Source organism: Myroides marinus, from assembly GCF_900109075.1.
GTDB classification, from domain to species: Bacteria; Bacteroidota; Bacteroidia; order Flavobacteriales; family Flavobacteriaceae; genus Flavobacterium; species Flavobacterium marinum_A.
Genome location: NZ_FNYS01000053.1, coordinates 1 through 1,424 on the forward strand (window position 1 = coordinate 1; position 1,424 = coordinate 1,424).

The window sequence follows — 1,424 nt, forward strand, 5'->3', positions numbered from 1 at the left end:
CATTAGTGTCCGATAAAACTTATTATCAATAGAATTTTCAATCATATTATATTGATAATCAGTTTTATATACTTTTAATTTCATACTAAACCTAGAAATAGGCTCTCAGAACAAAGAGAGTTGTTTTATCTTTTGAACCTCAATAATCCAATCTTGTTCAGGATTTTCTAAGAAATGTAATAGTTTAATATAGTTAAACAGATGGATCTTACAAAAACTTACCAAATTTGAGAAAGCCCAACTTCTTGTAAGCTTTTTCTTAATCACAGATATGAGTAAATTTACTATCAAAACACAGTATATCTGTATTTTAATAGCATTCTCATTATCTCCTAAAAAGTACTTTAAAGGAAAATTCTGCTTAAGCTGTTTAAAGACAAGTTCTATTTGCCATCTAAGTTTGTATAAGGCAGCTATCATATCTGCTCTTATTTCGAAAAGATTAGTTATAAACTCGAATTCCCTCTTGTTCTCTCTATCATAAAACTTCACTTTGCGTAATTTAAGTTTCGTTGTACTGTTGTTTTCTTTAACATCGACTTCAATAATTTCGTCTTGTAACACACCACTATGTAGATGTTCAGGAATTTGATTAACTTCTATTATATCATAACACGCATTGCCTTTTAACCTTGTCACGAAACCTGTTTGGTACTCTGAAAAATGCTTAAAAGCCTTGTAATCATTGTATCCTTTGTCAAAAACATAAATGGTATTATCATCACATTTAAGTTTCTTTAGAAAATTATGATCATGTGTTGCCGCAGAGCTAAACCACACCATATTGGGAACCTTTTCATCAGCATTAATTACTGAGTGAACTTTTATACCTCCTTTTGATTTTCCATCTTTTGATTTACGACCTACACAACTTAATATCTCTTTAAATAGGCTTATCGTACTACTATCGACAAGCTTTACTTGTTTTTTGATAATATCTTTAATTCGGCTGTCCGATATAGTGTTTGTGTATTTGTAAAGAAGTTGATTATAGACATCTTCAAAAAAACTCACTTCTCTATTTTTATTAGCATCTGATAAAGTGCTACGTTTGGGGATATGGTCTAATTGAAATCCTTTGGTTTTTCCTGATAATCCAAGCATTGCACCAGATACTTCACGAAGTGAATTGCATTTAGCAAAACAACAAAAAAGCATACTTATTAGATGGTCTTTGGATTTAAACTTCTTTACATAATAATCAGAGTTAGTTTTCACTACTGCAGATTTGATAATCTCTGTATCTATTAAAGAAATCAGCTGTCCGAATACGGATTTACTTGAAAAATATGTACTTTTACTCATCGTATGTTTATGGTTTGCAAGACTAAACTACGATAACTTTTTAGAAGCCAGCATGCTGGCTTCTTTTTTTATGCCATATTGACAAATCTCAGGTTACATATTTTTATCGGACAACAATG

Annotated in this window: 1 protein-coding gene; it reads right to left on the minus strand. The window is 30.5% G+C overall.

The genetic code is table 11. The features are described 5' to 3' along the window. Positions 1-105: 105 nt before the first annotated feature. Positions 106-1,305 carry an IS4 family transposase gene (locus BMX53_RS18875; protein ID WP_063175387.1) on the minus strand — a complete coding sequence of 400 codons (1,200 nt, stop codon included), beginning with the start codon at positions 1,303-1,305 and terminating at the stop codon, positions 106-108. Positions 1,306-1,424 lie beyond the last annotated feature (119 nt).

What these genes read in the sequence shown, in the direction of transcription:
- BMX53_RS18875 (WP_063175387.1), bottom strand. Translation starts at nt 1,305, where the DNA reads ATGAGTAAAAGTACATATTTTTCAAGTAAATCCGTATTCGGACAGCTG.